Origin of the sequence: Saccharomonospora sp. NPDC046836 (assembly GCF_040645195.1) — a bacterium.
In the GTDB taxonomy this organism is placed as follows: Bacteria; Actinomycetota; Actinomycetes; order Mycobacteriales; family Pseudonocardiaceae; genus Prauserella_A.
On record NZ_JBEYXW010000001.1, the window covers coordinates 304,136 to 329,732 of the forward strand.

Below are 25,597 nucleotides of genomic sequence, written 5' to 3' on the forward strand. Positions count from 1 at the left end.
CCCATTGTCCGTGAGGATGTGCCATCGTGCGCGAACCAGTTCTCGTCCCCCGACTTCAGCCGTTCACCTCCACCATCTTCGCGGAGATGACGGCGCTGGCCGCACGCACCGACGCGGTCAACCTCGGGCAGGGCTTCCCCGACACCGACGGCCCCGCAGGCATGCTCGCGGCGGCCCGAGACGCCCTGTTCGGCGGGGCCAACCAGTACCCACCTGGCCCGGGCAGGCCGGAGCTGCGTGCCGCCATCGCCAGGCACCGCACCCGGTACGGAACGCACTACGACCCGGACATCGAGATCCTCGTCACGGCGGGCGCCACCGAGGCGATCGCCGCCAGCCTCCTGGCGCTCACGCAGCAGGGCGACGAGGTGATCGTCATCGAGCCGTACTACGACTCCTACGCGGCCGCGGTGGCCATGGCCGGAGCGAGCAGGCGCGTCGTGTCGCTGACCGCCGACGGCGACCGGTTCGCACTCGACGCCGACGCCCTGCGGGCCGCCGTCACGCCCGCCACCCGAGCCATCCTCGTCAACTCACCGCACAACCCGACCGGCACCGTGTTCACCCGCTCCGAGCTGACCGTCATCGCCGAGGTGTGCATCGAGAACGACCTCATCGCCATCACCGACGAGGTGTACGAGCATCTGGTGTTCGACGACAGCGAGCACGTCCCGCTGGCCAGCCTGCCCGGCATGCGCTCGCGAACGGTGACGATCTCCAGCGCAGGCAAGACGTTCAACTGCACCGGTTGGAAGATCGGCTGGGTGTGCGCGGTGCCGGAGCTGGTGTCCGCGGTGAAAGCCGCCAAGCAGTTCCTGACGTTCGTCTCCGGCGGTCCGCTGCAACCCGCGATCGCCCACGCCCTCGAACACGAGCTGACGTGGGTCGAGCAGCTGCGGACGGCGCTGGCGGCCAAACGCGATCGGCTCTCGCAGGGCTTGCGTGAGGCGGGCTTCACGGTCTGGCCGAGCGCGGGCACGTACTTCGTCTGCGCCGACGTCCGGCCGCTCGGGTTCACCAACGCGGCCGAGCTGGCCTGGCAGCTTCCCGAGCGGGTCGGTGTTGCCGCCGTGCCGGTCAACGTCTTCACCGATCACCCGGAGGAGTGGAATCACGTCCTGCGGTTCGCGTTCTGTAAGCGCGACGAGGTGCTCGACGAAGCCATAGAACGACTCCATCGGTTGGCTTCTGTTGGGCCGTCCGGGGTGGATCACACGCGCACGGGATGAAACACTCCCGACCGATGCTAGAAATAGCATTCCCGGGGTAGCGCGACCAGGCCAGAAAGTCGGTCGCAAGATCAACAGAAAGCAAGCGGATGGGTGCGGTACGGAGAGTGGGTGGCGTGCGCGCTGCTGACCTCCTTTCGCCTGCCCTCACACGCGTGCTGATCACCGTGGGCTTCACCATCGTGGGCTGGCTGCTGGCCACCGCGTTCGCCGGGACCGCGCAGGCTGTTGAGGAACCGGACAGCACGCCGGACACGGTGACCGTCGGCCTCGCGCCAGTGCTCACCAACCTGACCGGTGTCGTGGGAACCACGCTCGGCAGCGAACCGGCCCCCGCCGAGCCCGCGCAGCCGGCCGACACGGGCGACAATGCGGCGGCGCCGCGGTCGCCAGGGCTGCTCGGCGGCCTCACGCAGACCCTCGGCAGCCTGGTCGGCGCCGTGACCGGCACGGTCACCGGCACCGTGGAGGACGTCACCGGCACCATCGAGGACATCGCGCCGATCGTGGACGACGTGCCGAGCGTGCTGCCCGAGCTCGGCACGCTCGTGCCCGGCACCACGCAGTCCGCGCCCGCCCCGGGGGCCGACACCGGAAGTGCGCCAGTCACCCCGCGCCCGGCACCGGTCCCCGAGGTGGTTCCGGAGGTTGTTCCGGAGCCGCAGCCCGAGCCCGCTCCGGCCGTGGCCGTCCCGGCGGCTACCAAGATCACCGTGCTGCCCAGCACCCCCCTGCCGGCACCGCCGAAACCACAGCCGGCTCAGACGGGGCCGACCGACAGCGACGCGGGCGGTGGCTCGCCGGGTGGCCAGGCCCCCGTCAAGCCGCTGCCGCCCGCGCCCGCGACCATCACCGGCGCCACGTCCGGCACCGTGGTGCCACAGGACCACAACGCGACGGACCGCTCGGTGCACGGCATCCTTGGCTGGGCGCCGAGCCGCACGCAGCTGCGCCTGGCCGGCGCGAGCCGCGACCACGACGCCACCGGCGCTGGCAGGGATGCGGCCCTGCCCACCACCACTCCGGACTGAACGCCCCGGCGCTCCGGGGAGCAGTGTGTCAAAACAAGATCAACTTCTGCCTGCCCCTGTGACGACTGTCGCCCTTTTCAGGTGAACGTGCTCGCAAACGCTTGCGTAGGGGTCTTCTCGTTGCAGACATGTCTTCCCGCTCGGCCGACCGCGCCTGGCCGTGACGGGTCCTGGTCCCGGCGCCGCGTTACCCCCGCGGCACCGGGACCCCAACCAGGTGCGCGCCGGACGCTGCTGCTCACCGCGCCGAGCAGTAGCCGATACCCGGTGCGCGCCTGAACCGTAGACCCACCCGGCATGGCGAGGGGCGATGCCGGGGTGGGTCTGCGGCCCCCGTGCCCGGACGGGCACGGCAGGAGCCGGTGCGCTGGATGATCGACCGTCCGAATCCCTGGAGTGACGGCACCCCCACCATCCAGCGCACCGGCTCTTCTTATGTCCGCTAGTTGTTACCCAAGGCCACCTTGGTTGCGTTCAACGCAACCAAGGTGGCCTTGGGGGCTCTTTACGTCACGGCAACGGCGACATCCGCTGCCCCCGACCGCACTGAGGCGGCCGCGAGACCGAGCCTGCGCACAGCCTCGTGCGACCGGTCCGGCAGCAACGAGAAAGGCACCCGCAGCCACCGCTCCAGTCCACCGTGGACACCGAACCGGGACGCCGGTGCGACCTGCACGCCATGGTTGGCCGCGGCCACGCTCAACCGCGTGCTCATCGGCTCCGGCAGCCGGCACCACAACGAGAGCCCGCCGTCCGGCACGCGGAACGTCCAATCCGGACAGTGCTCGCCCAGTGCGGCCACGACGGCGTCTCGCATCACCCTCACCTCCGCACGCCGGCGGAAAAGGAGCGGCTCCGGGTCGGCTAGCAGCTCGGCGAGCACGAGCTGCTCCAGCACCGGCGACCCGAGGTCGAGCGAGCAGCGGGCCGACACGAGGCGGTCCACCAGCTCCTCCGAAGCGCGGATCCACCCGAGCCGCAGCCCACCCCAGTACGATTTCGCCGCCGAGCCGACTGTGATGGCCCACTCCCCGGCGAAGGCCGCCAGCGGCACAACGGGTTCCGGATCGGGGCGCAGATCCAGCTCCGCCATGGTCTCGTCGACCACCGCTGGGGTACGGGCTCTGGCCAGCGCCGCGCCGAGGCGCTCCCGTCCGTCGGCGTCCAGCAGCTGTCCGGTGGGGTTCTGGAAGTCCACTGTGAAGTGGGCGAGCCGGGGCGCCGCCTGGCGCAGTGCGGCTTCGACGCCCGGTAGGTCCCAGCCGTCGTCCGGGTCCACGGCGACCGGTACCGGCTGTGCGTTCGCGGCCCGGATGGCCACCGGGGTGTTGGGATAACTCGGCTGCTCGACGAGCACCCGGTCCCCCGGCGCCGTCAACGCACGCAGCACGAGCGCGAAGGCATGCTGCGCGCCGTTGGTGACCAGTACCTGTGCCGGGCTGGTCGGCAGGCCTCTGGCGGTGTAGCGCTGCGCGATGCGCTCCCGCAGGACTGGCAGGCCCTGCGCGCTGTAGCCGTGCTCGAGCAGTTCCGCGGCGAGCCGCGGGCGCACCGCGTCCACGGCGTCGAGCAGGCCCGGCACCGCGGGCGGCGACGCTTGAGCGAGATCACGATCGGGCCGCCTGCCGGCATCCGAGGGCGGCGTGGCACCGGCAGCGGGCGGCGTCACCCACGACCCGGCGCCCTGCCTGCTCGCCACGAGACCGCGTTCACGTAGCCGATCGAGCGCGCCGCCCACGAGGGTACGGCTGACGCCCAGCGCGTCGGCGAGCTCGCGTTCCGCGGGCAGCCGCGTGCCTGCCGGTAGGCGGCCGTCCCGCACCTGCAGCTCGACAGCAGCGGCGAGATCGCTGGCGCCACGCTTCGCGCCGTTGTGCCGCCAATCGCCGAGCATGGCGACCAGCCGGGCACCGGATACGCGTCCACCTGGTGGGAACTGTCCGTTCACCGGGCCAATTGTTCCGGATCGGTCCTGGTCATGCCAGCCATTGGCCTTGATAGTGGTCCTCGTGACCAAGCCGAACCAAATCCAGTTACATCCGATCACCGTCACCACCAATCCTGCCCGCAGGCTCTGTCAGCTCTTTGCCGGCCTCGCGCTGTACGGCACGAGCATGGCCCTGATGACCAGGGCCGGACTCGGCCTCAACCCCTGGGACGTGCTCCACGAGGGCATTGCGGACCGGACGGGCCTGACGTTCGGCACGGTCACCGCGCTCACGGCGGTCGTGGTCCTGCTGCTGTGGATCCCGCTGCGGCAGCGGCCCGGCATCGGCACCGTCGCCAACGTGCTGATCATCGCGGTCACCGTGGACCTCGCCCGGTTGGTACTGCCCGACCAGCACGCCTTCGCCTGGCAGGCCACCTTCCTGCTCGGCGGCATCGTGCTCAACGGGCTCGCGACCGCCGTCTACGTCGGTGCCCGGCTCGGGCCAGGCCCCCGCGACGGCCTCATGACGGGAATCGCCGCCCGCACCGGTCGCTCGGTGCGCTTGGTCCGCACCGGTATCGAGCTGACGGTGCTCGGGGTGGGCTGGCTGCTCGGCGGCACCGTGGGACTGGGCACCGTGCTGTACGCGCTGGCCATCGGGCCGCTCGCGCAGCTGTTCCTGCCGTACGTGGTGTGGCGCGAACCAGGACTCAGGACGCGCGGCGCAGAGCCTGCCTGAGGACCTCGGGAGTCACGCCGAGGCCTGCCAGGACATCCGCGGCAGGGCCGGGCACCACGGCCAGCGCGAGCAGGATGTGTTCACCACCGATGTGACGGTCACCGAGCATGATCACCTCGCCCACGCACTTCTCCAGCACCCGCCTGGGTCCGGTACCGAACGGCACGTGCCCACCCACCCGACGCCACCCGCCGGCCAGTGCGCCCTGCCCGTGCTCCCGTTCGACACTGGCGACAATCGCGTCGACGTCGATGCCGAGACCATCCAGAGCCTCGGCGTCCCGTTCACTGAGCCCGCCGCGGCGGCGCGTCAACTGCACCTGCTCCCTTACGTCGTCGAGCGCGATGTCCAGTGTGTTCAGTACCCGCGCGGCGCCGCCATCAGGACGGCGGGTCACCGCCACCAGCAGGTGTAGCGTGTCGACTTCGGCCGAGCGCAGCTCCCCCGCCTCGCGGCCGGCTTCCTCTACCGCGACACGGGCGTCCTTGGTGAACCGTTCGAACATCAGCGCCTCCCGTATTTCTTGTGCACCGCCTGCCGGCTCACGCCCAGCTCGTCTGCGATGTCCTGCCACGACCAGCCCTGCACCCGCGCATTGCGCACCTGCACGGCCTCCAGTTGTTCCAGCAGCCGGCGCAGCGCGGCGACAGCTCGCAAGCCCACACCGGGGTCACGGTCGCCCGCCCTGGCCGCCAGATCGGTTGCTTCGGTCATGCTGTCAATCGTGGTTGACACGGCAGGCATTGTCAACCTTGGTTGACGTTATTGTCAGGGTGTGCCTGACATCGCCATCGACGTCGCCGAACAGGCCGGGGTCGGTCTGGACGGCAAGCCACGCCCCACCGAGGACGTTGTGGTCACCACTGGCAACGCCGTCGCGCTCCTCGACGGGGCCACCGAGTTCCGCGACGGCGTGCCCAGCGGGGGCTGGTACGCGCACCGCCTCGCCGAGCAGCTGCGAGCACACCTGAACGGCGCACCGGGCGGCGACCTCGCCACATTGCTCGCCCGCGCCATTGCCGACGTCGCACGCGCCCATCGGCTTCAGCCTCACCACGCGCCGTCGAGCACGGTCGCCATGCTGCGCTGGACCGCCGAGCGGGTGGACGCCCTCGTGCTCGGCGACAGCCCTGTCGTCGCGTTCGGACGGTCCGGAATGGACGTCGTCGCCGATCGGCGACTGGCGGAGCTCCGCGCTGCCGGCCGGCTGCGGACCCGCGCCGAGGTCAACCGCCTGCGCAACACCGACGGCGGGTTCTGGGTCGCCGAGGCCGAGCCAACCGCCACAGCACACGCGGTGTGCGTGTGCTGGCCACGTGCGGAGCTCGAGACGGTACTGCTGGCCACCGACGGCGTCGCGGCCGGCATCGACGACTACGGACTCTTCGACTGGCCGCAGCTACGGCTGCTGGCACGCGGGCACGGCGCGGCCGCGGTGCTCGACGCCGTACGACAGGCGGAGCGCTCCGACCCGGACGGCACACGGTGGCCCCGGGCCAAGCGGCACGACGACCAGGCCCTGGCCGTGATCGAGTTCACGAAACTCTCAGGGGTGACTCAGGGACATACCCCGATCACAAGTTGACCTTTCCACGTCAAGCTTGACGTCATGAACAACCTGGGGACCCACACCGGGGCCACGGCGGTCACCCGTACCCGCACGTGGTCGATCACGGCGTGGGCATCTCTGGGCTGGGCGCTGTTCACGTTGTTGATCCTGCACGCCGTGAGCTCGTTCAACCCGCTCGTCGACCCACTCAGCCGCTACGCGTTCAGCGACCACGGCGGTGGCATGCTCGCAGGCAGCCTCCTGTCGTTCGCGGTCGGGGTGTTCGCCGTCCGCGGCGCACTCCTCGCCTCGGGCATCACGTTCGGCCGCACGACGTCGGTGGTCGTCTACGCGACTGCGCTGGGACTGGTGCTCGCCGCGCTCTTCCCGGCATCCTTCACGCCGGAGATCGATCCTGTGAGCGGGCGAATCCACCAGTACGCCAGCCTGATCGCGTTCCTGTGCCTGCCAGCCATCCCGTTCTCACTGCTCGACCGGCTCCGCGACGTCGCCGGACTCGCCGACGCCTACGCGAAGCTGGTCCGGCTGCTCCAGATCAGCCTCGGCAGCCTCGTTTTGTTCGGGTTCAGCTACGTCGCGCAGGCCCTGCCCCAGACGGCGGTGGTGCTCACGGCCAGCACCCTGCTGCCGGTCGGCTTCACGCAGCGCATCGTCTTCGTCGCCTACTTCTGCCTGCTGGCGGCCCTGTTGCTGGTCGCGATCCGCCACGCGCGGCTGCGCGGAACCAGCCACGTGAACTAGCTCCTGCGGCGCGCGTAGTGTGCGCGCGCCTTGGCCCGGTTGCCGCAGCGCGCCATCGAGCACCACTGGCGGTTGCGCTTGGGCGACACGTCGACGAACCGCAGCCCGCAGTCGTCGGCAGCGCAGACGCGCATGTCGGGCGAACCGGTGACCAGATCGATCGCATCCGCCGCGACCACCGCCAACGCGGCGGCGACCGGCACCGGCGACACGGAGGTGACGCGGCGTGGTGTGCCATCGTCGTCGATCCGCAATGCCGGCGGGGGGAGGGCCGCCGCCATCGTGTTCAGGCAGGCCACATCGTCGGCGGCCGGCCGGCGGCCAACGGACACGGCGCGGGTCACCCGATCGATCACCTCACGCAGCGTGCGTGCCGTCGACACGTCCCCATCGACGGCCCGGGCGCCACTGAGCCCCGCGAGATCGAGCCACCGGGTGAGCGCATCTGGGCCGGTGACCAGCTCACGTCCGCCTGCATGCCGGTCACGCAGCGTGTTGACCAGGTCGATGCACAGCCTGCCGCCGTCGAACACCCATTCCATCTAACCATCCTAACTGGTTAGAATTTCGGACATGGATGCAGGAATGGAGACGGTCAACGGGATCCGGATGCACTACCGGCGCGCCGGCGAAGGACCGCCGGTCGTGCTGCTCCACGGCTGGCCGCAGACGTCGTACTGCTGGCGCGAACTCATCGACCCGCTCGCCCGCGACCACACCGTCATCGCGCCCGACCTGCGCGGCTACGGGCGCACGGACAAACCGCCGCACGGCTACGACAAACGCACGATGGCGGCCGACGTGGCCGCATTGGTCACAACGCTCGGCTTCGAGCGCGTCAGCGTGGCGGGCCACGACCGGGGCGGCAGGGTGGGCCACCGGTGGGGTCTGGACCGGCCCGACCAGGTGGCCCGGCTCGCCGTACTCGACATCATCCCGACCAGGGAGATGTGGCGGCGCATGGACAGCATGCTCGCGCGCGGCTACTGGCACTGGCTGTTCCACCTGCAGCCGGACCTGCCGGAACGGCTGGCAGGCCAGGACATCGCGGGCTATCTCGGCTACTTCTTCGAACGCTGGACCCACCAGCGGCACGCATTCGAGGCCGACGTCGTCGCTGAGTACGTCCGGGCCTTCTCCGCTCCGGGGGCGCTGCGAGCGGGCTTCGACGACTACCGCGCGTCGTTCCCCACCGACGCCGCGCACGACGATGCCGATGCCGAGGCGGGGCACAAGCTCACCATGCCGGTCCTGGCCCTGTGGGGCGCCAACGGGCTACTCGGCTCGTTGCCGAGCGCGGAGATCTGGCGCGACTACGCCGACGACGTGACCGGTGCCGCCATCGCCGACTGCGGGCACTTCCTGCCCGAGGAGCAGCCCCAGGCCGTGCTGGCGCGCTTGCGGAGCTTCTTCACCGGATAGGCGGGCGCCCCGCTGGGTTACCCCATGATGCCCACGAGTAGCGATCAACCGCGGACTGTGTGCATCATCAACCGCGTGGGCTGGTTGGACTCGGCGACGGATCGCTCCGCACGCCGCTGGCTGAGCCGGATGGGCGATGAGCTGCGATCCGGCTGGCTCGCCCTGGCCGAACCAGCCGTGCGCAAGAAGTTCGACCAGCACCTCGACCAGATCACCGAGTTCCTGCGGGTCCAGGAGGAGCTCGTCGACCGTGCCGTGCCCACGACTCCGCTGGTCCTGATCGCCGGCCACGCCTATGACGTGCGCAACCAGGCGCGGGACGAGGGCTGGCAGCCACCGGACACGGCAGCAGCGTGGACGGCCGACGAGTGGTTCGGCCTGCGCCTGCTCGCGTGTTACGAACTGGCCGCGCGAGAGCCCCGCGGACCCAAGCCGGCCCACCGCCATGTGGAGGGGTTCTCGATCGTCGGGCTCATCCGGGGAGCACGGCCGGGTTGAGCGGCATCGGGTTCTCCAGCAAAGTCCATATCGGACATCGATGAAGCGTGGGTGTAACCGCCCGGTCGAATGGGTAACTGCAGCTACCACCTGACGTCGACCCTCGGGAGTTCCGATGAGCGCCTACAGCCCGACCGCCCCGAGCCAGTCTCCACAGCCGGTGCTGCCTCGTACCGACGAGCCCACCGCGGAGCAGCGCCGCAGAGCGGTCCGCGCGGTGGCATCCGCATCCGCAGACGCCACCGACTGCATGACGCTGCTCGAGGCCCTCGGTCTGCACCCCGCTGAGGGACAGGGTCTCGCGCAGCGGGACCAGTGACCAGCCAGGCGACAGTCCTCGACACAGCACACATTGCCGGGCAGGTTGTGCTGCCTACTCTGGCCGGCGGTGTGCTCAGCCGCAGGCCACGCGGGCTGGAATGGCGGTTACAGCTGGACCACCGTGCTATCCGGCTGATGCGTAGGTTGCACGCCCGCTACGGCCCCGGGCCCCTCCTGTTGCGGGCGCCGGGGCGTCCCATCGCGGTGCTGCTCGACCCCGATGATGTCGGCCGGATCCTGTGCAGGACGCCTGCCCCGTTCCATCCGGCCGGTATCGAGACACGCTCGGCGCTGCGCCGGTTTCAGCCGCATGCTGTACTCGCCACGCACGGCAGCGAACGCCGCCACTACAACGAAATGGCGCTGGAGAGCACGCACGAACAGCACTCCGTCACCGGACCGGCCAAGGTGGTGGTGCGTGAGGAAGCCGAGCACCTCCTGGCGGGACGGTCGACATTGGACTGGAACGCGTTTGCGGCCGCCTGGTGGCGGATCGTGCGGCGCATTGTGTTCGGTGACGCGGCGCGGGACGAATCCGGCGTGACAGAGCGACTCTCCCGGTTACGGCCACGCGCGTGGCCGACGGCCGCGCGAGAGCGGCAGGCGTTCCAGCGGGAACTGGCTGAGCTGCTGGATCGCGCGGAGAGCGGCAGCCTGGCCAAGAAGATCGCCGACACCCCGGCCGGACCTGGGGTCGATCCCTACGAGCAGGTCACGCAGTGGCTGTTCGCCTTCGATACGGCCGGCGCGGTGACGCTACGCGCCCTGGCTCTACTCGCGACCCATCCACGCCAGGCCGCACTCGCACGCGAGGAGGTCGACACCATGGCACGGCCGTACCTGCGGTCCTGCGTGCTGGAGGCCGTGCGCCTCTGGCCCACGACCCCAATGCTCGTGCGGGAGAGCATCACGGCAACCTCGTGGCGTGGCGTCCAGCTACCTGTGGGTACGACGTTCGTCGCGTTCGCGCCCTACTTTCACCGCGATCCCGGGCAGGTGCCCTTCGCCGACACCTTCGCACCGGAGACCTGGCTCGACGGTCGCGCACGGCGGTTTCCAGCACTCGTGCCGTTCAGCACAGGCCCTGGACAGTGCCCTGGCAAGAACCTGGTGCTGTACGTGACCAGCACGCTGCTGGCCGAATTGTGCCGCCACGGCGTATACCGTCTGGCCGCACCCCGACGACTCTCACCGCGATTACTCGCACCCCGGCTGCTCACACCGAACACGCTCAGCCCGCTACGACCGCTGCCCACGACCCTCGACCACTTCGGCCTGCGGTTCGCCTACGAAGCCCGCAGCAGTTCCTCGTAGTACACCGGCTCGATGCAGCCGCACCCACCCTCGACCGACTCGCACTCGATGACGAGGCTGTGCCGTACGACGTCAGCATCGGTGCAGCCCTGATCTGTGCAGTCGGCACCGCCGGCGAGGTGCTGGACCAGCGTGCCGTGGCAGTGGTCGATGCCGGAGTGGCAGCTTGTGCACGTCATGGCCACTTGGTACCACTCGGCACCGACGATGCCGCGAACAACACGCCGTCAGGCGCCCTTTGCGGGTTTGCCGGACGCCTTACCAGCGGAGGTCTTACCGGCGGCGGCCTTGCGCGGTTTGGCAGGCTGCCGCGCCTTTTTCGCCGCCGTGACGCTGGCTTGCAACGCTGCCATCAGGTCGGTCACCTCGGCTTCGCCTGTGGCTGCCTTCGGTTTGGTCGTCTCCTCACCCGCGATCTTCGATTCGATGAGCGACAGCAGTGCCTCGCGGTAGCTGTCGTGGTAGCGCGACGGCTCGAAGACCGTGTCGGACAGCGAATCGATGAGGGAAGCCGCCATCGACATCTCCTGCTGGCGCACCGGCGGCGTTTCTTCCTTGAGGAACGCGAAATCGGGTTCCCGCACCTCATCCGGCCACAACATCGTCGTCAGGACCATGACATCCGAGAGCACACGCAGCACCGCGAGCGCCTCGCGCTGCCGGATCGCAACCTTGGCGATCGCGACCTGGCCGGACTTCTGCAGGGCGTCACGCAGCAGCACGTACGGCTTCAATGCCGGTTTCTGCGGCTCGAGGTAGTAACTCTTGTCGTAGTAAATCGGATCGATCGCCTCGAGCGGAACGAACTCCTGCACGTCGATCGTGCGTGACGTCGACAGCGGCAGATCGGCGAGTTCCCGATCAGTCAGCACCACCATGTCGCCGTCGGAGAGCTCGTAGCCCTTGGCGATATCGGCGTAAGGCACCTCCTGACCATCGATCGTGCAGAACCGCTTGTACTGGATCCGCCCGCCATCGGCCTCGTGCACCTGCCGTAGCGAGACGTTCTTGCTCTCGGTGGCCGCGTAGAGGTGGATCGGGATCGTGACGAGCCCGAACGACACCGCGCCCTTCCACATAACCCGCATGGAAGTGAAGGTACGCGTTACCGCAGCTCAATGCTTGCTCCTAGCGGAGCGCAGTCATACCTGGCGACTCTCCCTTCTGCCGATGGTGTCCTGGCGCAGCCGCTCGGTGTGCACGGTGACGTCGTCGAGTTGCTCGGCCAACGCCGGATGGGTGGCCTTCAGGTGCGGCCCGAGCCCGGCGAACTGCTCCAGCAGGATGACGACATCGCTGTCGCCGAGTGCGCGGTGCACCTGATCGATCTGCTGTCGCGCCGGAGGGCTCGCCCCCTCCACAGCACTGACCATTGCCGCAAGCCTGCGCAACGTCGCCGAGTTCTCCTTGGCCCAGCTGGCAACGGCCCGCTCCCCCGCCCGGCGGTTTCGCTCCGCACGGACCCTGCCGTCCGCTGTGGAGTCTGCTGCCCCGGGCCTGCGCAGGCGTAGGTATCGCCGCTCCGCCGCCTGCCTGCTCGCGACACCGAGCGCCTGCGCGAGCTCCGCCCAGCTGATGCCGAGCTCGCGCGCGGCCTCGATCAGCTGTGGTTCCCAGCCCGTGAGGTCGTCGCGCAGCTCGCGCACCAACACCAGGGCGGCCAGCAACTGGTCACCCCGTAGCTCCTTGCCTGCGGCCACCTGCTCGACCGCGGAGCTCAGCTGATCGTATTTGGTCATGTGGTCATCCTTCCGATGACGTCGACTCTTGTCAACCAAAAGACGACGTGTTACAAACGTAGCAGCAGGACGACAGGCCTACAGACAGGAGGTGGAGGCAATGTTGATGCGCACCGACCCCTTCCGGGAACTGGACCGGCTGACCCACCAGATGCTCGGCAATGTTCCCGGCACCTGGTCACGGCCGACCGCGATGCCGATGGACGCGTATCGCGCTGGTGACGAGTTCGTCGTGTCCTTCGACCTTCCCGGCGTCGCTGCCGACGCCATCGAGCTCGATGTCGAGCGCAACATCCTGACCGTCAAGGCCGAGCGCAGGCCCGCACACCGGGAAGAGAACATCGAGATGCAGGTATCCGAACGGCCGCTTGGCGTGTTCTCCCGGCAACTGTTCCTCGGCGACACACTCGACACCGACCACATCAAGGCCAGCTACGAGGCAGGCGTACTGACACTGCGCATCCCGATCGCAGAGCAGGCAAAGCCCCGCAAGATCGCGATCGAGAGCAGCGAGAGCCGTAAGGAGATCAGCACCTGAGACACGACACTGGACCCGGTGATGGCTTCGGTCCGGGCCGCCCCGGCCGACGCCATCACCCTTTCGGTCCCAGCACGCGGGCTTGACGGGTCCCCACAAGACGGATGTACCGTTTTCCTAGGAACGATATTTCGATTCCGCAACGCGAAAAGGTGGGCGAGGATGCTCGACGCGGCCGTGCATGATGCGCTGGCCTCGGCGGTCGGACGGCCGAATGTGCTGTCCGATCCCGTCCAGTTGCGCAGCTACGAATGCGATGGTCTGACGGGCTTCCGCCAGATGCCCGCCCTGGTGCTGCTCCCCCTCGACACCGAGAGCGTGGCCGCCGCCGTACGGTTGTGCCACGAGCACGGTGTCCCGTTCGTCGCACGCGGTGCGGGCACCGGGCTGTCCGGCGGCGCGCTGCCGGTGGCCGAGGGTGTGGTCATCTCCCTGCAACGGCTACGCGGCGTCCTCGAGGTGGACCCGGTAGACCGTCGTGCGGTGCTGCAACCTGGGGTGACCAATCTCGACATCACCCGTGCCGCCGCGCCCTACGGTCTCTACTACGCCCCCGATCCGTCCAGCCAGCAGGTCTGCACGATAGGCGGGAACGTCGCCGAGAACTCCGGCGGCGCCCACTGCCTCAAGTACGGCTTCACGACCAATCACGTGCTGGCGATGACGGTCGTGCTGCCCGACGGCGAGATCGTCACCCTGGGTGGCGACACGGGCGAACAGCTCGGCCCCGATCTGCGCGGTGTCTTCATGGGCTCCGAGGGCACGCTCGGTATCGCCTGCGAGATCACCGTCCGGCTGTTGCGGGTCCCGGAGTCGGTGCGGACGCTGCTCGCCGACTTCCCGTCTGTGCAGGCGGCGGGCGAGGTGGTCACTGACATCATCGCCATGGGAATCGTGCCGGCCGCGGTGGAGATGATGGACAACCTCGCCATTCAGGCGGCCGAGAAAGCGGTCGGCGCCGGATACACCCTGACGACGCCTGCGGCGCTCGTAGTCGAGCTCGACGGTCCCACCAGCGAATGCGCCGCTCAGTTCGAGCAGGTCAAGGCCATCTGCGACCGCCACGGCTGCACGCGCCTGCACATCGCGGCCGACGCGGCTGAGCGCGCCAAGATCTGGAAGGGCCGCAAGGCGGCGTTCGCGGCGGTCGGCCGCATCAGCCCGGACTACTTCGTCCAGGACGGGGTGGTCCCGCGAACCCGGCTGGCCGAGGTACTCGGCCGGATCGACGAGATGGGCCGCGCCGCGGGCCTGCGTGTGGCCAACGTCTTCCACGCCGGGGACGGCAACCTGCACCCGCTGGTGCTCTTCGACGAGGACGCCGGCGAGCACGAACGCGCAGAGCGGTTGTCGAAGGAAATCGCCGAGCTGTGCGTCGAACTGGGCGGCTCATTGTCCGGTGAGCATGGGATCGGTACCGACAAGGCATGCTCGATGCCGCGCATGTTCGGGATCGACGACATCGCCACGATGGGCCGGGTGCGGTCGGCATTCGATCCGGCAACGCTGTGTAACCCGGGCAAGCTGCTGCCCACGCCGCGGCTGTGCGGCGAGCGGCCCGGCAAGTTCCGGCCCCATCCGCTGGAGGAAGCGGGAGTGATCGAGCGGCTATGACGGTCACCCTTATCGCCCCCACAGACCTGCGCAGCGCGCACGAAGCACTCGCCGACACAACGGGCACGGTCCAGATCCAAGGCGCCGGAACGGCCGCGGGCTGGGCAGGCGCACCGGAGCCGGCGGCAACCGTGCTGGACACCACCCGGATGACCGGCGTGCTCGCCTACAACCCGGCGGACATGACGGTGGCGGTGCGCGCTGGCACTCCACTGCGCGAGCTGCAGGCCGAGCTCGCGGGCAATGGGCAGCGGGTCGCGTTCGACGCGGCACGTGCCGAGCAGGGCGCCACGGTCGGCGGGCTCATCGCGACCGCCGACTCCGGCCCCCTCGCGCTGACCTACGGTTCGCTGCGGGACCTGGTGATCGGCGCGACGATCGTGCTCGCGGACGGCACTGTCGCCCGTTCCGGCGGGCACGTGATCAAGAATGTCGCCGGTTATGACCTGGCGAAACTGCTGCACGGCTCGTACGGCGCGCTCGGCCTGCTCGCTGAGGTTGTGCTGCGGTTGCACCCCATCCCCGCCGCGACCCGCACCGTGGCGCTCGACTGCTCGCTCCCGACGGCCGCGGAACGCGCCGCGACGGCACTTCACAGCGCGGTCGAACCGGTCAGCCTGGAATGGGCCGACGGCACGCTACTCGTCCGGCTGGTGGGGACAGCGGACGGCACCGAGGCGAGGGCTCGCCACCTGGCCGGCACGCTCGGCGCGACCGTGCTGTCCGAGGAGTCGGCCGAGGCGGCCTGGGCACGCCATGCCGAACGGGTCACCGACGCCGTCGTACGCCTTGGTTGCCGGCCGAGCCGGCTGCCAGGCCTGCTCGCAGAGTGCGGTGGCACCGCGGTGGCCGGGCTCGGCACGGGGATCGGCACGGTGACCGTGCCGTTGGACGACGTCGGCAGGGTGCATGATGCGGTGACCGCAGTGGGCGGCACGTCAGTGACCCGGCGGCGGCCGAAAGAGGGCATGCGTGCCTGGGGGCAGCCCCCCTCGGCGATCCGCGTGCTCCAGGCAGTCCAGCGGGAGCTCGACCCGGGCGGCAGGCTCTGCCCCGGCCGCTTCGAATCGTGGTTCGGTACCAGGGAGGCGACCTCGTGACGGAGTCGAGTTTCGACGCGCTGCACCCACCCTCGCGGGAACTCCTCGACGACTGCGTGCACTGCGGCTTCTGCCTGCCGACGTGCCCGACCTACCAGCTGTGGGGCGAGGAGATGGACTCGCCGCGTGGCCGCATTTACCTCATGGATCTTGCCGAGCGGGGGGAGATCGGTTTATCGGGGGCCTTCACTCAACACATCGATGCCTGCCTCGGCTGTATGGCGTGTGTGACGGCGTGCCCGTCGGGTGTGCAATACAACCGCCTGCTGGAAACCACGCGCCCGCAGATCGAGCGGAACGTACCGCGCACCCGCTCCGACCGGCTGTTCCGTGACGGCATCTTCGCCCTGTTCCCCTACCGGCGGCGGCTGCGTGCAGCGGCGATCTTCGGCCTGGCCTACCAGAAGCTCGGGCTCGCCCGGATCGCAGAACGCGTGCTGCCCCCACGGCTACGTGCCACGCAGGCGCTGATGCCGCCGGTACAGCTGCGCGACGCATTCGCGACGTTGCCCCGCCGCGTCCGCCCGGAGGGCGAGGTACGGCGGCGCGTCGCGATGTTGTCCGGCTGCGTACAGGATGTGTTCTTCCACCAGGTCAACGTGGCGACGCAGCGGGTGCTGGCGGCCGAGGGTTGCGAGGTGCTGACACCGCGGAGCCAGGGCTGCTGCGGCGCGCTGGGTCTACACGCTGGGCGCGAGGAACATGCCATCAAGCACGCACGCCGGACTATCGAGACGTTCGAGAAGCTGCCCGTGGACAACATCGTGGTGAACGTCGCGGGCTGCGGCTCGTCGATGAAGGAGTACGCGGACCTGCTTGGCGACGATCCCGTCTGGGCAGAGCGGGCGCGCGCGTTCAGCGCGAAGGTGCGCGACGTCAACGAGTTGCTCGCCGAGCTGGGCCCGCAGGCGGAACGGCACCCGATCAGAGCGAAGGCCGCCTATCACGACGCCTGCCACCTCGGCCACGCGCAGGGGATCCGCGCGGAGCCGAGGGCGGTGCTGCGCACCATCCCGGAGCTGGACGTCGTAGACCTGCCGGAGGCGGAGCTGTGCTGCGGTTCGGCAGGTATCTACAACATGGTCCAGCCGGAGGCGGCCGCCGAGCTGGGCCGACGCAAGGCAGGCAACATCCGCGCGGTGAATCCGGACCTGCTGGTCACCGCCAACCCCGGTTGCCTGCTGCAGATCGGCCGCTACCTCGACAGCGGCATCCCGATGCTGCATCCCGTCCAGCTCCTGGACGCCTCGATCCAGGGCCTCCCGGTCAGCGGGCCAGGGTGAGCGCATCCACGCACTTCGGCGCGCCCTGCCCAGTGGCCGGGCGGAGGTAGTGCGCGGCGGCGAAGCCGGCGCGCCCGTCAACCGTGCCACTCAGCCACATCGTGTTGCCGGACACGGGCGTTCCCGGCCGCCAGCAGTCGGCGACGAACGGCGAGCCCTCGTCGATCCAGCCGACCTTGATGCAGTCGACGTCGGGGCAAGCGCGGATGTTCAGACCTACGCCGTCGGTCCCTGAGACGCGGTAGCGGGTTCCGGCCGGAGCATCGGCGGCCTGCACCGATTCCGCCGTGGCGGACTGCGTACCCGGCTGGGTCGAGTGCGGTTCGGCGCGCGAGGTCAAGACCAGCATCAGCCCACCGGCCACCAACGCCGCCACCAGCACAACACGAACAAACAAGCCCAATCGCAACGACACGAACATTGTCGACCTCCCTCTGTTCGACGGGACTTGCAGATGTCCCCTCCGATCGCGCCGACGTTCGTGCTCGCAGGGCTCCTTTCGCCTCGACGTGGTGGGATCGTGGTGGGAACAACATAACGATTGTCCCGTGATGGGCGCTCGCCATGCAATTCCCATTTTTGGGATCCCACGGAGATCACCGTCGTGGCCTAGTCCATGACCACGAAGAGGTCCAGCGGCGGCCAATCACGAGTGTTCAGTACCCCCATATGGAGCAATACTGGGCGGTTCAGACCCTGGTACGTCACACCTCTTCGCTCATGTCCTACAATCTGCGAGTTGGGATTCCCACGAGGACATCCCAATCTGGAAGACCCGTGACCGACACTCGATTGAGGTCCGATGGCTGATCCAGGCCCGGTGGTACCGAGACGTCGCATCGCCGAAGAGCTGCGCCGCCTTCGCGGCGAAGCAGGCCGCACCCTCGAAGAGGTGGCCGAAGCGCTACTGATCTCCACGTCGAAGCTGTCTCGACTGGAGAATGCACAGGGGCGCCCGCAACTACGCGACATCCGTGACCTCATCCGCTTCTACGGGATCGAGGACACCCAGATCGCCGGCCGCCTGGAACGCTGGACGAAGGCCGCGCAGTCACAGGGCTGGTGGACCGACTACAGCGGAACCATCTCCGACGAGCTCGGTGCCCACGTCGCCTATGAGGCCGAGGCCTCCATTGCCAGGGTCTACACGATTCCGGCGATCCCCGTTCTCCTGCAGACCGCCGAGTACGCGCGCGCCTACTACCGCAGCACCGAACAATGGCGGACCGCCGACGACGTGGACCAGCTCGTCGAACTCCGCATGAAGCGTCAGGAAGCACTCCGCCAGCGCAACGGGCAGCCCCCGCTCCAGCTGATCGCGGTGACCCACGAATCAAGCCTCCGGCAGCTGGTCGGCACCCCCGAGATCATGCGGGCGCAGCTGGACCACCTCATCGAAAGCTCCACCGCGCCGAACATCGAGCTGCGCGTCTTTCCCTTCTCGGCACAGCCGTTGTTCACGAGCACGTGCATGTATGCCTACTTCGAGTTCAGCGAGGACATCGACCGCGACGTCGTGCACATCGAGACCCACGCCGGCATCCGGCACATCGAGCGCTCGAAGGTCGTCGAGCGATACCGCGAGTACCACGGAACCCTGTACCGCAGCTCGCTGACATCGGAAGAGAGCCGGGCGCTCATCCGCAACATCAAGCAAGACCAGTTCTCCTAAGCTTTCTCACCACCCACATTGGACCTGTCATGGCATTGGAAGCTGTGCAGCTGGGCCAGAAGAAGCTCAGCACCGACGGCTACGTCGTTCTCACCGAGGCCGAGCTCGGCTTTCCCGCCTCAGCACGCGAACATCTGCACCGGACGTTCTTCCACCGCGGAGTGCTGAAGCTGTACCCCAACGACCTTCCGGTGGACCGCGAGCGCGCACGCGACGTGGTGCGCTTCGAGTGGGCGCCGGATGGACTCCGACTGTCCGAACACGACACGATCACCATCGAGAACCGAGGCGAGCGGCCGGAAGCCCGCGAGTACGGCCGTGTCGAGGTGCTCGCCGATCCGCAGTTCGAGGCCTGGATCCGTGGCGCGCTCGCGCTGCTGCCGCCCGAATGGCGCGATCCTCGTGGCACGTTCGGCGTGAACCTGTTCCGTACCTTCACCAACGTCGTCACCAAGCCGCACCAGGACGGCGAGCGGTTCATCTTCATCTACGTGGTCGACAAGATCGGCCAAGGTGCCCAGACCTGGCTGTACGGGCTCGACGACGACACCGAACCGGTGTTCCGCGGCACGTTGAGCCCCGGCGATCTGCTCGTGTTCGAGGACGCCCGGTTCCGGCACACGGTGACACCCCTGGAAGCACCGGTGGGCGGCGGCACGGCACGGCGTGACGCGTTGGTGTGCACCGTGAACTACCCGCACACCTACTCATTGAACTGGTGAGCTTTCCGTTACCTTGGTGTCATGTACCGGCGCTCGGCAAGGCACCTGTTGAGGTGGGCACTGCTGGGCGCGCTCGTGTTCGCGGTCGTGGTCATGCACCACAGCGCCCCCGCATCGACCATGCACGAGCCGGGGGCGATGGACACGGTGTCGGTGCGTGCCGACACCCACGCCACGGCCGACCAACCCGCGCCGGCACACGGCTCGCATGACCTGCTGGCGCACCTGTGCCTGGCAGTGCTGGTCGTCGTCGGTGGTCTACTGCTCACAGCCTGGTTCCTCGGCTTCGCAGGACATGCCGTACCGCCAGTACGTGTCGCCGGATGGCGCCCGGCCGTGGCACGTGGACCACCGCCCCGCGGAGGCCGCCAGATCCTGAACCTTGCCTGCGTGATCCGGGTGTGATGGGCCTCGCGCCCAGCTCATCCGTACTCACTAACAGGCAAGGACAACTCATTCATGTTCAGAACAACTCTGCGCTTCGTGCTGCCCGCGATCACTGCCGCCGTGCTGGTCGCGGGGTGCAGCGGCGACACCGGCAACCAGGCCCACGGGAACATGCCCGGCATGCCCACCAGCCCAGCCTCGGCACCGGCGGACACAGCACGGGACACGCACAACGCCGCGGACGTGACGTTCGCCCAGCAGATGATCCCGCATCACCAGCAGGCCGTCACCATGGCGGACCTGGTTGCCGAACGCACGAGCAACCAGCAGGTCATCGACCTCGCCCAGCAGATCCAACAGGCACAGGACCCCGAGATCCAGCAGTTGTCGGAGTGGCTGCAGCAGTGGGGCGAGGAGATGCCGGAGGGACACTCCGCGCACGGTGACATGCCGGGGATGATGGGCTCCGGCCACCTGGACGAGCTCGCCGGGTTACGTGACCGCGAGTTCGACCGCAGGTGGCTCGAGCTGATGGTCGAGCACCATCAGGGTGCCATCGACATGGCGCGCACCGAGCTGGCGCAGGGGCAGGGCGCGGAGGCGAAACGCCTGGCGCAGACGATCATCGATGCCCAGCAGGCCGAGATCGACACCATGAACGGCATGCTCGGCAACCGCTGACCGGCTAGCGCGGGGTGGGGGCGGTCAGGCGGGCGTGCAGGTCGACGAGGGCACGGGCGCGCGAACTCGGCGGGGGTGAACGCGAACGTCGGCCGCTCAAGCACCAGCAGCCCGCCGTCCGCGTCGACCAAACGCATCGTCGTCCCCTCGACGCCCTCGGTGGCCCCGGCGGTGTCATCGCCGCGCACGGTGCACTCACCGAACAACACACGCAGCACGTGGGGCAGGTCGCCGCCGGAGGCGACGGCCTGCCCCACGATGGTGAGCACCCGCGTCGGCACGTCGACGAGGTCGTGCAGATCGGCTCGCTCCGCGCGCACGTCGCGGCCGCCGCCCGCCGCGGTGGCCGCGACGAGCTCGGCCACGGTGGTCTGCTCCGGTGCCTCGACCAGGAACTCGTCCACCGCGCCGTCCGGCACGGTGCTCACCTGCACGGACACGATGTTGACCCCACGGCCGGCCAGGCTCGCGGCCAGCGCGGCGAGCCGCCCCGGAGTGTCGGGCACGGTGGTACGGATACGCCAGACGGCCCGCGATCCGGGCGGTTCCTCGGGTTCCTCCTCGTCTCGCGTCCCTGCTACGGCGCGGCGGCGCCGGGTCCACCAGCGATACGCGAGCGCGCCCACGAGCAGTAGCCCGGCGAGGCTGAACAACACGACGAGGCCAGCCACGTGCCGGGTACCGGCCTCGGTGGACAGCCCCGCGGTGCCCAGCACCGCGAACATGGCCGCGAGCTCCACGAGCTCGAGGGTCGTCGACATCGCGCCGGGTCTGTCCTCCACCATGTCCCCAGCGTGCACGCCGCCGTTTACACCGGCACGCCTGCGCCGTCACACCTCGGTTAACGCTAGCGACCGGTCGGCAGCAGATTCGCGTTGCGCATCACGTGCTGGACCAGCGTGATCAGCACCTGCTTGGTCGACTCGCGATCCCTGGCGTCGCACAGCAGCATCGGCACGCTCGCGGACACATCGAGGGCGGCCCTGACCTCCTCGGTGCCGTAGCGGTACGCGCCGTCGAAGCAGTTGACGCCCACGACGAACGGCAGCCCGCGCCGCTCGAAGAAGTCCACTGCGGGAAAGCAACTCTCCAGCCGCCGGGTGTCGGCGAGCACCACCGCGCCGAGCGCGCCGGTGGCGAGTTCGTCCCACATGAACCAGAACCGGTCCTGGCCCGGCGTGCCGAACAGGTACAGGATCAGGTCGGGGTTGATGGTGATACGCCCGAAGTCCAGCGCCACCGTGGTGGTCGTCTTGGCCTCGACGCCGTTGAGATCGTCAACGCCCTCCGAGGCCGAGGTCAGCATCTCCTCGGTGCGCAGCGGCGGGACCTCGCTCACCGAACCGACCATGGTGGTCTTGCCGACCCCGAAACCGCCAGCGATCAGCAGCTTGACCGCGGTCGCGGTCAGCCGACGCCGGGGGTCAGAGTTTCCGGATACCATCGAGAACCGCCTGCAGTACGTGCTTGTTGGGTGTTTCGCTCACGGGCGCAGCTCTACGGAAGATCACGTAGTTCTGCTCGATCAAATCACTGAGCAGAACCTTCACCACCGGCAGGGGCAGGTCGATGTGCGCGGCGACCTCGGCGACCGAAAGAGGACGCTGGCACAGCCGGACGATCTTCGCGTACTCCGGTGGCAGGCCGGCGGCCTCGGTGACCGACATCAACGACACCACCAGCGTGATCATGTCGAGGCCGAACTGATCCGAACGAGTACGGCCGCCCGTCACGGCATACGGCCGGACCAGAGGGCCGGCCGCCTCGTCGAACCACGCCTCGTCCTGTTCGGTCATGGCGCACTGTGCTGCTCAACTCTGGGAGCCGCGCTCAGCACCGCACCGACCCGCTTGACCATCATGTTCATCGCGTACGCGACAAGGCCCATGTCCGTCTGCTCCGAGGTGAGCAGCGCCAGGCAGGCGCCGCGCCCGGCCGCGGTGACGAACAGGAACGCATGATCCATCTCGACAACCGTCTGCCGTACCTGACCGCCGCCGAAGTGCCGGCCGGTACCCCGCGCGAGGCTCTGGAACGCCGACGCGACAGCGGAAAGATGTTCACCGTCCGCTTCGGACAGATTGCTGGACCGGCCGATCAGCAGCCCGTCGGCCGACAGGACGACGGCGCGGTCGGCGCCCGCGACCTGCTGCACCAGATCGTCGAGCAACCAGTCCAGTTCGTTGACTCCCGTGTTCGCCATGGGTCTCAGTCTCCAGAAAGGTTGTCGAGGCCGGGTTCCTGCGCGCGCGCCTGCCGGGTACCCCGCTGGAACGCGGACAACCGGCTGCGGGCCTGGTCTGGGGAGTCGGCCGGCACGTCCTGCTGCTCGCTCGCCGGGCCGGCATCCATGAGCTGCGGCGCCAGGCTCTGCTGGCGGCGCCTGCGCGGCAACGGCGGCCTGCCGGGCGACATCGGCCCACCGGGCAACGGCGGCCGGGTGTCCTGCGGCGGGCGGGCCTCGCGCGGTGGCACTTCCCGCGGCGGAGCCTCACGCTTCGGTGCCTCCAGTTGCGGCAGTTCACGATGGGTCGGCTCGTCCGCAGGCATCTCGCGCGGCGGCAGCTGGCGTGCACCACGGATGCGCTTGGGCAGCTCGGGCTGCGCGGATCCATTGTGGACAACGGGGGCATCCTGGCGCTGCGGCGGCTCGCCAGGCACGGGACCGTTGTGCACCACCGTGTCCTCGTTCTGTACAGGCGTTTCCGCACGCTGCAGCTGCCGCGGCGGGCGGCGCATGATCGGCGTCTGCTGCGCCGGAACGATGTCCTCGATCGCCGGGGTGTCGTCCGGTTCGGGCACGGGGCTCAGCTGCTCGGAGCGGACAAGCACGATCGCACGGGTTCCGCCGTAAGCGGATTCGCGCAGGGTCACCGTGACACCGTGCTTGGCCGCAAGCCGCGCCACCACGAACAGGCCGAGGCGTGGCTCCTCGGACAGCGCCATGAAGCTGAAGTCCGGTGGGTTGCGCAACATCTCGTTGAGCTCTTCGGTCTGCTCCGGCTCGATCCCCAGCCCCTGGTCCTCGACCTCGATCACGACGCCGCGACCGACGACCTCACCGCGGATCTCGACGCGGGACTGCGGCGGCGAGAACGACGTCGCGTTGTCGATCAGCTCGGCCAGCAGGTGTACGAGGTCGCCGACGACGGGGCCCGCGATGGCCACCGCGGGGAGCTTGCCGACGGTGACGCGCTTGTAGTCCTCGGTCTCCGCGGTGGCGCCGCGCACGAGGTCGGCCAGTGCCACTGGGTTACGCCACTGCCGTCCCGGCTGCTCGCCACCGAGGATGATCAGGTTCTCGGCGTTGCGCCGCGCCCGGGTCGACAGGTGGTCCAGCCGGAACAGCATGTCGAGCTGGTCGGGGTCCTCCTGCTTGCGCTCGGCCGCATCGAGGGCCTGCAGCTGCCGGTGCACGATCACCTGGCTGCGATGGGCGATGTTGAGGAACACCTTCTTGGTGCCCTCACGGGTCTTGGCCTCCTCGACAGCCGCCGCGATCGCGGTGTGCTGCGCCTTGTTGAACGCCTCGGCGACCTGGCCGATCTCGTCGGCACCGTGGTCGAGTACGGCGACCTCGGAGTCGAGGTCGACCACGTCACCGTCCCGCACCCGCCGCACCATTTCCGGCATCCGCGTCTCGGCCAGGTCCAATGTGTCCTCACGCAGCCGCACCAGCCGCCGCACCAGACGGTTGGACAGCCGCCATGCGATCAGCAGCAGCACGATCGCGATGACGACCACGGCGCCACCGGCGATGATCGAGGTGAGGAGGGTCCGATCGGCGTCGTCGAGTGCGATGGCCGTTGCGTTCGAGCTCTGCTGGATGTAGAGGTTCATCAGCGTGGCGCCGACCTCGCGTGCGGCGGCACGCCACTCGGCCTCCGGAACGGGCAGCTGGGTCTGGTTACCCCGCAGGAAGGCGTTCTCCACGGCGGTGAGGCCCTGCCAGGCCGGACTGGCCAGCAGCTGCTCGTACTGCGCGCGAACCGCGGGGATCATGTCCGCGACGGCGTTCTGCAGGCCGGAGTGGTAGGCACCGATCTGCCCGACGTAGGTACGGAACTCCTGCTCGGTGAGCCCACCACCGGCGAAGCCGGCTGCCGCGAGCGCGTCGCCGCGGGACATGCCGTCCGCGCTGATGAACAACGGCATCGCGGTCACGCGCAGGTACGCCGTCTCGGCGTCGGGCGCCTGCTGGGCGACGCCGTTCAGACCCGTCGCGAAGTGGTCGATGATGGCGTTGTAGAAGTCGTAGGCTTCCTGCAGCGATGGCGATCCCGCGTCGACCTGCTGCCGGAACTGCGGCAGCCGGGCGAAGTTCTGCTGCAGGCCGTTGATGCTGCGCAGCACGATCTCCGGTGCCTCGCCGGCAATGCCCTGCAGCTCGGCGTTGATCGCCACCGCGGCGCCATCGGTCTGGGTCCGCTGGTTGTCCAGCTCAGCACTATTGGCGCCACCACTGGCGAGGGCCTGCAGGGTGAGTCGCCGTTCCTCGCGTACCGCAGCGAAGAACCGCGCGCCGGGCTCGGCCGCGTCGTGGACCCCGGTGGCGAGGTCGCGGACCCTGACGGCGTCGTAGACGAGGTAGCCGGCCAGCGCCACGCCCGCCAGCAACAGGGCGACGCTGGGAATGAACGCGATCGCGAGCACCCTGGCTCGGATGGACGTACTCCGGATGCGTGCTCCGGACTTCTTCTCAACCAACGCGCTCAAAGGCCCTTTCAGCGACTCTTCGTGATCGTTTGGGCCCCCGAAACCCGAACGGGTGGCCTCACCTAAGTACCCGGTAAGCCTCCGTTCACGGGAGGCTATGCAGTGGGCAAAGCCCCGTCAACATCGCTACTCCGTCCGGCCGAACCCGAATTATGGGCTCTCGACCAGCGCGAGCAGTGCTTTCGCCCACCTGAGCACACCGAGTGACCCGACGCACGGTGAGTAAGTTCATGCCCGATTGCCGCAACTACTCAGCGTATTCTTACTTGCAAGTAGCAAACTCTTTCGGGGATGGTTTCGCGCGCCGGTCAGGTAACTACGCGGCCGCGTCCGGCGATACATCTGCAACG

29 protein-coding genes and 1 pseudogene are annotated in these 25,597 nt (G+C 68.9%); 17 read left to right on the forward strand and 13 right to left on the reverse strand.

Translation table 11 applies throughout. The features are described from left to right. The first annotated feature begins 26 nt into the window (after positions 1-26). Positions 27-1,229 carry a pyridoxal phosphate-dependent aminotransferase gene (locus ABZ863_RS01485; RefSeq protein ID WP_358529610.1) on the forward strand — a complete coding sequence of 401 codons (1,203 nt, stop codon included), beginning with the start codon at positions 27-29 and terminating at the stop codon, positions 1,227-1,229. Between the two features lie 155 nt (positions 1,230-1,384). After that, positions 1,385-2,260, forward strand: coding sequence for a hypothetical protein (locus ABZ863_RS01490; protein ID WP_358529613.1), 876 nt, complete (start codon positions 1,385-1,387; stop codon positions 2,258-2,260). A 505-nt stretch (positions 2,261-2,765) separates the two neighbouring features. Here the strand turns inward: ABZ863_RS01490 and ABZ863_RS01495 are convergent. Beyond that, a complete protein-coding gene (locus ABZ863_RS01495) occupies positions 2,766-4,154 on the reverse strand; it encodes a PLP-dependent aminotransferase family protein (protein WP_358530471.1) in 1,389 nt (462 codons plus the stop codon). A 115-nt stretch (positions 4,155-4,269) separates the two neighbouring features. On the opposite strand from ABZ863_RS01495, the gene ABZ863_RS01500 reads away from it, so the two are divergent. After that, a complete protein-coding gene (locus tag ABZ863_RS01500; RefSeq protein WP_358529616.1) occupies positions 4,270-4,929 on the forward strand; it encodes a hypothetical protein in 660 nt (219 codons plus the stop codon). Here the strand turns inward: ABZ863_RS01500 and ABZ863_RS01505 are convergent. Both ABZ863_RS01505 and ABZ863_RS01510 read right to left on the reverse strand, forming a co-directional pair. Beyond that, positions 4,901-5,434 carry a Clp protease N-terminal domain-containing protein gene (locus ABZ863_RS01505; RefSeq protein WP_358529618.1) on the reverse strand — a complete coding sequence of 178 codons (534 nt, stop codon included), beginning with the start codon at positions 5,432-5,434 and terminating at the stop codon, positions 4,901-4,903. The genes ABZ863_RS01500 and ABZ863_RS01505 overlap by 29 nt on opposite strands. After that, on the reverse strand, positions 5,434-5,643 hold the full coding sequence (locus ABZ863_RS01510; protein ID WP_358529621.1) for a helix-turn-helix domain-containing protein: 210 nt from the start codon (positions 5,641-5,643) through the stop codon (positions 5,434-5,436). The genes ABZ863_RS01505 and ABZ863_RS01510 overlap by 1 nt, the downstream gene beginning before the upstream one ends. A 61-nt stretch (positions 5,644-5,704) precedes the next feature. On the opposite strand from ABZ863_RS01510, the gene ABZ863_RS01515 reads away from it, so the two are divergent. Both ABZ863_RS01515 and ABZ863_RS01520 read left to right on the forward strand, forming a co-directional pair. Continuing rightward, entirely contained in the window at positions 5,705-6,514 is an 810-nt protein-coding gene (locus ABZ863_RS01515; protein ID WP_358529624.1) for a hypothetical protein, read from the forward strand. Positions 6,515-6,538: 24 nt separating this feature from the next. Then, positions 6,539-7,240: a DUF998 domain-containing protein gene (locus ABZ863_RS01520; RefSeq protein ID WP_358529627.1), complete on the forward strand. Its 702-nt coding sequence runs from the start codon at positions 6,539-6,541 to the stop codon at positions 7,238-7,240. On the opposite strand, the gene ABZ863_RS01525 is transcribed toward ABZ863_RS01520, so the two are convergent. Continuing rightward, positions 7,237-7,782: an ABATE domain-containing protein gene (locus tag ABZ863_RS01525; RefSeq protein WP_358529629.1), complete on the reverse strand. Its 546-nt coding sequence runs from the start codon at positions 7,780-7,782 to the stop codon at positions 7,237-7,239. The genes ABZ863_RS01520 and ABZ863_RS01525 overlap by 4 nt on opposite strands. A gap of 31 nt (positions 7,783-7,813) precedes the next feature. Here ABZ863_RS01525 and ABZ863_RS01530 point away from each other — a divergent pair, with 31 nt between their 5' ends. The 4 genes from ABZ863_RS01530 to ABZ863_RS01545 all read left to right on the forward strand — a co-directional run bounded on the left by ABZ863_RS01530 (position 7,814) and on the right by ABZ863_RS01545 (position 10,795). After that, on the forward strand, positions 7,814-8,662 hold the full coding sequence (locus ABZ863_RS01530) for an alpha/beta hydrolase (protein ID WP_358529632.1): 849 nt from the start codon (positions 7,814-7,816) through the stop codon (positions 8,660-8,662). 75 nt (positions 8,663-8,737) lie between these two features. After that, positions 8,738-9,160: a DUF6401 family natural product biosynthesis protein gene (locus tag ABZ863_RS01535; RefSeq protein ID WP_358529635.1), complete on the forward strand. Its 423-nt coding sequence runs from the start codon at positions 8,738-8,740 to the stop codon at positions 9,158-9,160. Positions 9,161-9,275: 115 nt separating this feature from the next. Then, complete coding sequence (locus tag ABZ863_RS01540) at positions 9,276-9,479, forward strand: hypothetical protein (protein WP_358529638.1); 204 nt, start codon at positions 9,276-9,278, stop codon at positions 9,477-9,479. Between the two features lie 137 nt (positions 9,480-9,616). After that, positions 9,617-10,795: a cytochrome P450 gene (locus ABZ863_RS01545; protein WP_358529641.1), complete on the forward strand. Its 1,179-nt coding sequence runs from the start codon at positions 9,617-9,619 to the stop codon at positions 10,793-10,795. Here ABZ863_RS01545 and ABZ863_RS01550 read toward each other — a convergent pair. The 3 genes from ABZ863_RS01550 to ABZ863_RS01560 are packed head-to-tail and all read right to left on the reverse strand — an operon-like array spanning position 10,768 to position 12,534. Beyond that, positions 10,768-10,974, reverse strand: a complete 207-nt coding sequence (locus ABZ863_RS01550) for a hypothetical protein (protein WP_358529644.1) — start codon at positions 10,972-10,974, stop codon at positions 10,768-10,770. The genes ABZ863_RS01545 and ABZ863_RS01550 overlap by 28 nt on opposite strands. A 48-nt stretch (positions 10,975-11,022) precedes the next feature. Next, positions 11,023-11,883: a Ku protein gene (locus ABZ863_RS01555; protein ID WP_358529646.1), complete on the reverse strand. Its 861-nt coding sequence runs from the start codon at positions 11,881-11,883 to the stop codon at positions 11,023-11,025. Positions 11,884-11,937: 54 nt separating this feature from the next. Continuing rightward, positions 11,938-12,534 (reverse strand): HSP18 transcriptional regulator, encoded by a 597-nt coding sequence (locus ABZ863_RS01560; RefSeq protein ID WP_358529649.1) that lies wholly within the window; start codon positions 12,532-12,534, stop codon positions 11,938-11,940. Positions 12,535-12,634: 100 nt separating this feature from the next. Between ABZ863_RS01560 and ABZ863_RS01565 the strand changes: the two genes are divergently transcribed. From ABZ863_RS01565 to ABZ863_RS01580, 4 genes are all read left to right on the forward strand, one after another. Continuing rightward, a complete protein-coding gene (locus tag ABZ863_RS01565) occupies positions 12,635-13,072 on the forward strand; it encodes an Hsp20/alpha crystallin family protein (protein ID WP_358529651.1) in 438 nt (145 codons plus the stop codon). 162 nt (positions 13,073-13,234) lie between these two features. After that, positions 13,235-14,686 (forward strand): FAD-linked oxidase C-terminal domain-containing protein, encoded by a 1,452-nt coding sequence (locus tag ABZ863_RS01570; protein ID WP_358529654.1) that lies wholly within the window; start codon positions 13,235-13,237, stop codon positions 14,684-14,686. Beyond that, entirely contained in the window at positions 14,683-15,786 is a 1,104-nt protein-coding gene (locus tag ABZ863_RS01575; RefSeq protein WP_358529655.1) for an FAD-binding protein, read from the forward strand. The genes ABZ863_RS01570 and ABZ863_RS01575 overlap by 4 nt, the downstream gene beginning before the upstream one ends. Beyond that, positions 15,783-17,069, forward strand: coding sequence for a heterodisulfide reductase-related iron-sulfur binding cluster (locus ABZ863_RS01580; protein ID WP_358529658.1), 1,287 nt, complete (start codon positions 15,783-15,785; stop codon positions 17,067-17,069). Before ABZ863_RS01575 ends, ABZ863_RS01580 begins: the two co-directional genes overlap by 4 nt. On the opposite strand, the gene ABZ863_RS01585 is transcribed toward ABZ863_RS01580, so the two are convergent. After that, positions 17,053-17,490 (reverse strand): hypothetical protein, encoded by a 438-nt coding sequence (locus ABZ863_RS01585; RefSeq protein ID WP_358529661.1) that lies wholly within the window; start codon positions 17,488-17,490, stop codon positions 17,053-17,055. The two genes, ABZ863_RS01580 and ABZ863_RS01585, sit on opposite strands and share 17 nt — an antisense overlap. Positions 17,491-17,871: 381 nt before the next feature. Here ABZ863_RS01585 and ABZ863_RS01590 point away from each other — a divergent pair, with 381 nt between their 5' ends. The 4 genes from ABZ863_RS01590 to ABZ863_RS01605 are packed head-to-tail and all read left to right on the forward strand — an operon-like array spanning position 17,872 to position 20,531. Beyond that, positions 17,872-18,741, forward strand: coding sequence for a helix-turn-helix transcriptional regulator (locus ABZ863_RS01590; protein ID WP_358529664.1), 870 nt, complete (start codon positions 17,872-17,874; stop codon positions 18,739-18,741). A 29-nt stretch (positions 18,742-18,770) separates the two neighbouring features. Beyond that, complete coding sequence (locus tag ABZ863_RS01595; RefSeq protein ID WP_358529667.1) at positions 18,771-19,463, forward strand: 2OG-Fe dioxygenase family protein; 693 nt, start codon at positions 18,771-18,773, stop codon at positions 19,461-19,463. A gap of 21 nt (positions 19,464-19,484) precedes the next feature. Then, positions 19,485-19,868, forward strand: a complete 384-nt coding sequence (locus ABZ863_RS01600; protein ID WP_358529669.1) for a hypothetical protein — start codon at positions 19,485-19,487, stop codon at positions 19,866-19,868. A 54-nt stretch (positions 19,869-19,922) separates the two neighbouring features. Then, complete coding sequence (locus ABZ863_RS01605; protein WP_358529672.1) at positions 19,923-20,531, forward strand: DUF305 domain-containing protein; 609 nt, start codon at positions 19,923-19,925, stop codon at positions 20,529-20,531. A gap of 359 nt (positions 20,532-20,890) precedes the next feature. Here ABZ863_RS01605 and ABZ863_RS01610 read toward each other — a convergent pair. The 5 genes and pseudogenes from ABZ863_RS01610 to ABZ863_RS01630 all read right to left on the reverse strand — a co-directional run. Beyond that, positions 20,891-21,316 (reverse strand): annotated as a pseudogene (locus ABZ863_RS01610) (ACT domain-containing protein); the annotation flags it as partial. A 62-nt stretch (positions 21,317-21,378) separates the two neighbouring features. Next, positions 21,379-21,975 (reverse strand): ATP/GTP-binding protein, encoded by a 597-nt coding sequence (locus ABZ863_RS01615; RefSeq protein ID WP_358529675.1) that lies wholly within the window; start codon positions 21,973-21,975, stop codon positions 21,379-21,381. Further along, positions 21,956-22,327 carry a DUF742 domain-containing protein gene (locus tag ABZ863_RS01620; RefSeq protein ID WP_358529678.1) on the reverse strand — a complete coding sequence of 124 codons (372 nt, stop codon included), beginning with the start codon at positions 22,325-22,327 and terminating at the stop codon, positions 21,956-21,958. Before ABZ863_RS01620 ends, ABZ863_RS01615 begins: the two co-directional genes overlap by 20 nt. Further along, complete coding sequence (locus ABZ863_RS01625; RefSeq protein ID WP_358529681.1) at positions 22,324-22,734, reverse strand: roadblock/LC7 domain-containing protein; 411 nt, start codon at positions 22,732-22,734, stop codon at positions 22,324-22,326. Before ABZ863_RS01625 ends, ABZ863_RS01620 begins: the two co-directional genes overlap by 4 nt. A 5-nt stretch (positions 22,735-22,739) precedes the next feature. Continuing rightward, positions 22,740-25,247, reverse strand: coding sequence for a nitrate- and nitrite sensing domain-containing protein (locus ABZ863_RS01630; RefSeq protein WP_358529683.1), 2,508 nt, complete (start codon positions 25,245-25,247; stop codon positions 22,740-22,742). Positions 25,248-25,597 lie beyond the last annotated feature (350 nt).

Excerpts from the sequence above, each read along its gene's own strand:
- ABZ863_RS01620 (WP_358529678.1), bottom strand. The coding sequence starts at position 22,327 with ATGACCGAACAGGACGAGGCGTGGTTCGACGAGGCGGCCGGCCCTCTG.
- ABZ863_RS01540 (WP_358529638.1), top strand. The coding sequence starts at position 9,276 with ATGAGCGCCTACAGCCCGACCGCCCCGAGCCAGTCTCCACAGCCGGTG.
- ABZ863_RS01590 (WP_358529664.1), top strand. The coding sequence starts at position 17,872 with ATGGCTGATCCAGGCCCGGTGGTACCGAGACGTCGCATCGCCGAAGAG.
- ABZ863_RS01545 (WP_358529641.1), top strand. The coding sequence starts at position 9,617 with ATGCGTAGGTTGCACGCCCGCTACGGCCCCGGGCCCCTCCTGTTGCGG.
- ABZ863_RS01625 (WP_358529681.1), bottom strand. The coding sequence starts at position 22,734 with ATGGCGAACACGGGAGTCAACGAACTGGACTGGTTGCTCGACGATCTG.
- ABZ863_RS01505 (WP_358529618.1), bottom strand. The coding sequence starts at position 5,434 with ATGTTCGAACGGTTCACCAAGGACGCCCGTGTCGCGGTAGAGGAAGCC.
- ABZ863_RS01555 (WP_358529646.1), bottom strand. The coding sequence starts at position 11,883 with ATGCGGGTTATGTGGAAGGGCGCGGTGTCGTTCGGGCTCGTCACGATC.
- ABZ863_RS01560 (WP_358529649.1), bottom strand. The coding sequence starts at position 12,534 with ATGACCAAATACGATCAGCTGAGCTCCGCGGTCGAGCAGGTGGCCGCA.
- ABZ863_RS01570 (WP_358529654.1), top strand. The coding sequence starts at position 13,235 with ATGCTCGACGCGGCCGTGCATGATGCGCTGGCCTCGGCGGTCGGACGG.
- ABZ863_RS01575 (WP_358529655.1), top strand. The coding sequence starts at position 14,683 with ATGACGGTCACCCTTATCGCCCCCACAGACCTGCGCAGCGCGCACGAA.
- ABZ863_RS01525 (WP_358529629.1), bottom strand. The coding sequence starts at position 7,782 with ATGGAATGGGTGTTCGACGGCGGCAGGCTGTGCATCGACCTGGTCAAC.
- ABZ863_RS01595 (WP_358529667.1), top strand. The coding sequence starts at position 18,771 with ATGGCATTGGAAGCTGTGCAGCTGGGCCAGAAGAAGCTCAGCACCGAC.
- ABZ863_RS01530 (WP_358529632.1), top strand. The coding sequence starts at position 7,814 with ATGGATGCAGGAATGGAGACGGTCAACGGGATCCGGATGCACTACCGG.
- ABZ863_RS01550 (WP_358529644.1), bottom strand. The coding sequence starts at position 10,974 with ATGACGTGCACAAGCTGCCACTCCGGCATCGACCACTGCCACGGCACG.
- ABZ863_RS01510 (WP_358529621.1), bottom strand. The coding sequence starts at position 5,643 with ATGACCGAAGCAACCGATCTGGCGGCCAGGGCGGGCGACCGTGACCCC.
- ABZ863_RS01565 (WP_358529651.1), top strand. The coding sequence starts at position 12,635 with ATGTTGATGCGCACCGACCCCTTCCGGGAACTGGACCGGCTGACCCAC.
- ABZ863_RS01495 (WP_358530471.1), bottom strand. The coding sequence starts at position 4,154 with ATGCTCGGCGATTGGCGGCACAACGGCGCGAAGCGTGGCGCCAGCGAT.
- ABZ863_RS01520 (WP_358529627.1), top strand. The coding sequence starts at position 6,539 with ATGAACAACCTGGGGACCCACACCGGGGCCACGGCGGTCACCCGTACC.
- ABZ863_RS01615 (WP_358529675.1), bottom strand. The coding sequence starts at position 21,975 with ATGGTATCCGGAAACTCTGACCCCCGGCGTCGGCTGACCGCGACCGCG.
- ABZ863_RS01600 (WP_358529669.1), top strand. The coding sequence starts at position 19,485 with ATGTACCGGCGCTCGGCAAGGCACCTGTTGAGGTGGGCACTGCTGGGC.
- ABZ863_RS01605 (WP_358529672.1), top strand. The coding sequence starts at position 19,923 with ATGTTCAGAACAACTCTGCGCTTCGTGCTGCCCGCGATCACTGCCGCC.
- ABZ863_RS01585 (WP_358529661.1), bottom strand. The coding sequence starts at position 17,490 with ATGTTCGTGTCGTTGCGATTGGGCTTGTTTGTTCGTGTTGTGCTGGTG.